The sequence below is a fragment of the Christensenella sp. genome (genome assembly GCF_034927525.1).
Taxonomy (GTDB): Bacteria; Bacillota; Clostridia; order Christensenellales; family Christensenellaceae; genus Christensenella.
Genome location: NZ_JAYFPU010000306.1, coordinates 1 through 3,625, shown reverse-complemented (window position 1 = coordinate 3,625; position 3,625 = coordinate 1). Strand labels below are relative to the sequence as shown.

The following is a 3,625-nucleotide window of genomic DNA, read 5'->3' as shown; positions in this document are numbered from 1 at the left end:
ATTTATATACACAAAAAACCGGTCCCAAACCGATTTGTTAGCACTCATTCACGTCGAGTGCTAATCCTTGATATAAAGATACCACCGCATGCGGTGGTTGTCAAGTTCGATTGATAAAATTATAGCGCTTATTCATGAACTTATTATGAATAGATATCACATATTTTCTATGAGGGTACAAACAAGCCTGTTTTGCAGGTCAAAGCCTCTTTTGGTGGGCATAACGCGGTCGTCTTTTACCACACACAACCCTTCCGTGCAAGCTTTTTTCAACTCACGCGCGTGCGTCAGCAAAAAGTCCTCGCCAAAGTGGCGCTTGTAGTCGTAAAGCATAAATCCTTTTTTCAGACGCAGCTTCAGCATAATATATTCGATCTTACGCTCCGTATCGCCGATAAAATCAGGCTGCTCGTAGCGCAGTCCGCCCTTTGCCATATTATCGATATACTCGTCGATATCTTCCGTATTTGCAAAGCGCAGGCGCTCGATGCACGAATGCGCGGACACACCGAGGCCGATGTAATCCTTGATATTCCAATACTTCAAATTGTGTACGCACTCATACCCGTTGATCGCAAAGTTCGATATCTCGTAGTTCGTATAGCCCTTATTATCCAGGATCGTCTGCGCCATATGGTACATACGCAGGTCAATGTCTTCGTCAGCAGGCGCGATTTGCCCCGCCGCAGCCATGTGTGCCATCGGCGTTCCCTGCTCGATCTTTAGGGCATATGCGGAAATGTGCTCGGGCTTTTTGTGCAATACATGAAAAAGCGTTTCTTCCCATTCCCCAAGCGTTTGATTTGGCAGCGCATAAATCACGTCTGTGTTGATATTATCGAACCCTGCCTCACGCGCCATCTGAAAGGCCTCATCAAACATTGCTACCGTATGCTGCCGTCCAAGCGCCTTTAAATGTTCCTCCTGCGCCGCCTGCAAGCCAATGCTCAAGCGGTTGACGCCCGCCTTTTTATAGGTCTGCAATTTTTTTGTGGTGAGCGAACACGGATTGGCCTCGAGCGTCACTTCCGCGTCGTCCGTAAATTGAAACAACCTGCGTACCGTATCCATGATCCGGCTGATGTAATCTTCGTCGATCAGCGATGGCGTACCGCCGCCAAAAAACACAGAGTCCACCGCTTTGTTATACATCCCGCCGATGAGCTCCGTTTCCTTTTGCAGCGCGTGCATGTAAGAAGCGGCCTTACTTTGCCGCTCCGTCGATACAAAATCACAGTATACACACTTTTTGATACAAAACGGTATGTGAAAATAAAGTCCCAGCATAAGCTTTTAATCCATTTTGAGAACGCTCATGAATGCTTCGGATGGGACCTCTACGCTCCCCACCTGACGCATACGCTTTTTGCCCTCTTTCTGCTTTTCAAGTAGCTTCTTCTTACGCGAGATATCACCGCCGTAGCACTTGGCAAGCACGTCTTTACGCAGCGCCTTGACTGTCTCACGCGCAATGATTTTGCCGCCGATCGCCGCCTGAATGGGTATCTCGAACATCTGGCGCGGGATCACTTCCTTTAGCTTTTCCGCAATGATCCTGCCGCGCGCATACGCCCGTTCCCTGTGTACAATCAGCGAAAGCGCGTCGCACATCTCAGAATTGAGCAGGATATCCAGCTTCACAAGATCGCTCTTTTCGTATCCCTTCACTTCATAGTCCATAGACGCATACCCGCGCGTCCGCGATTTTAAGTTATCAAAGAAATCATAGATGATTTCATTTAACGGTATTTCGTAATGCAGCAGCACGCGCGTCGCTTCGATGTATTCCATGTTTTTGAACGTACCACGTTTTTCCTGACACAGCTCCATCACCGCGCCCACATATGTGTCCGGCGTCATCACGCTCACCTTGGCGACCGGTTCTTCCATATATTCGATCATCGAAACATCCGGCAGGTTTGTCGGGTTTTCGATCTCGATCTCTTCCCCGCTCATCATGTGCACGCGATAGGAAACACTGGGCGCCGTCGTCACAAGGTCAAGGTCAAATTCGCGCTCCAAACGCTCCTGAATGATCTCCATATGCAAAAGCCCCAGAAATCCGCAGCGGAAGCCAAACCCGAGCGCCACGGAAACCTCCGGGTCATAAAGCAGCGACGCGTCGTTCAAGTGCAGCTTTTCGAGAGCGTCGCGCAGGTCGTCATATTTTGCCCCGTCCGCAGGATAGATACCGCAGTAAACCATAGGCGTGATCTTTTTATAGCCGGGCAGCGGTTCTTTCGCGGGATTGGCGACATCCGTTACCGTATCGCCCACACGCGTATCGGCAACGTTTTTGATGCTTGCCGCGATATACCCAACGTCCCCTGCTTTAAGCTCCTTTGCCGGTATCAGCGCGGGTGCAAACACACCAACCTCCGTTACGTCAAAGCTCCGTCCGGACGCCATAAACTTGATATCCGTATCCATCGAGACTTTGCCGTCCACGATACGCACATAACTGATCGCGCCCTTATAATTATCATAAAACGAATCGAACACCAGCGCCTTTAAGGGAGCGTCCTCGTTTCCTGACGGCGGCGGAAGCTTATCCACGATCGCCTTTAGCACCTGCTCCACGTTCTCTCCGCTTTTCGCGCTCACACGCGGCGCGTCCGATGCGTCTATGCCAAGCACGTCCTCGATCTCCGCGGCGATCTCGTCTGGCCGTGCGCTCGGCAGATCGACCTTGTTGATCACGGGAATGATCTCCAGATTGTTGTCCATCGCAAGGTACACGTTCGCAAGCGTCTGCGCCTCGATGCCCTGGCTTGCGTCCACCACAAGCACAGCGCCCTCGCATGCCGCGAGAGAGCGTGAAACCTCGTAGGTAAAATCCACATGCCCGGGCGTATCAATGAGGTTTAGCTCGTATTCCTGCCCGTCCTGTTCGTAAAGCATGCGCACCGCCTGCGATTTGATGGTGATGCCGCGCTCGCGTTCTAAGTCCATCGTGTCGAGCAGTTGTTCCTTTAGGTCGCGGCTCGCCACCGTGCCCGTCATCTCGATCAGCCTGTCCGACAACGTCGATTTCCCGTGGTCTATATGTGCTATGATACAAAAATTTCGTATGTTTTTTTGATAGTCGTTACTCATTTATTCACCTCAAAAGTATTCCAACATATATCATACGAAAATACGGCTTAAAATGCAATAAAATTCCTGCGCATACGCCAAGGGAAATATGCTATAATGAAAAAAAGAATGCAGGAAAGCGAGGGGTCTTGTTATGAGTCAATACGACGAACTGATCGGCCTTCTGAACAAAAAAGGATTTCATGCGGCATTTTTCGAGGACGCCGCTTCTGCCAAAGAGGAGGTGCTGAAGCTGCTTTCCCGTGCGCAGTCTGTCGGCATCGGTGGCAGCATGACACTGAACGAAACAGGCATTTTTGACGCGGTCACAGGCAGCGGCAAAGAAATATACTCCCAGGTGCTTGAGCGCCAGAAGGAGAACCCGGATGTAAAAACGGTATGGCAAAACGCGATGACCGCAGACGCATACCTTACGTCCACCAACGCGCTCACGCAGCAGGGCGACCTCATCAATATAGACGGAAACGGCAACCGCGTGGCGGCAATGTTTTTCGGGCCGGAGCAGGTCATCGTCGTATGCGGCGTCAAC

General features: G+C 50.8%; 3 protein-coding genes. 1 reads left to right on the top strand and 2 read right to left on the bottom strand.

Features of this window, described 5'->3' with window-relative positions; translation table 11 throughout:
- Nucleotides 1–156: 156 nt before the first annotated feature.
- The gene (gene hemW, locus VB081_RS12440; protein WP_323401116.1) at nucleotides 157–1,287 is read right to left on the bottom strand and encodes a radical SAM family heme chaperone HemW; all 1,131 of its coding nucleotides are present in this window, start codon (nucleotides 1,285–1,287) and stop codon (nucleotides 157–159) included.
- A 6-nt stretch (nucleotides 1,288–1,293) separates the two neighbouring features.
- On the bottom strand, nucleotides 1,294–3,096 hold the full coding sequence (gene lepA, locus VB081_RS12435; protein ID WP_323401115.1) for a translation elongation factor 4: 1,803 nt from the start codon (nucleotides 3,094–3,096) through the stop codon (nucleotides 1,294–1,296).
- Between the two features lie 133 nt (nucleotides 3,097–3,229).
- On the opposite strand from lepA, the gene VB081_RS12430 reads away from it, so the two are divergent.
- Nucleotides 3,230–3,625: lactate utilization protein (locus VB081_RS12430; RefSeq protein ID WP_323401114.1), on the top strand; the 396-nt coding region annotated here is incomplete at its 3' end.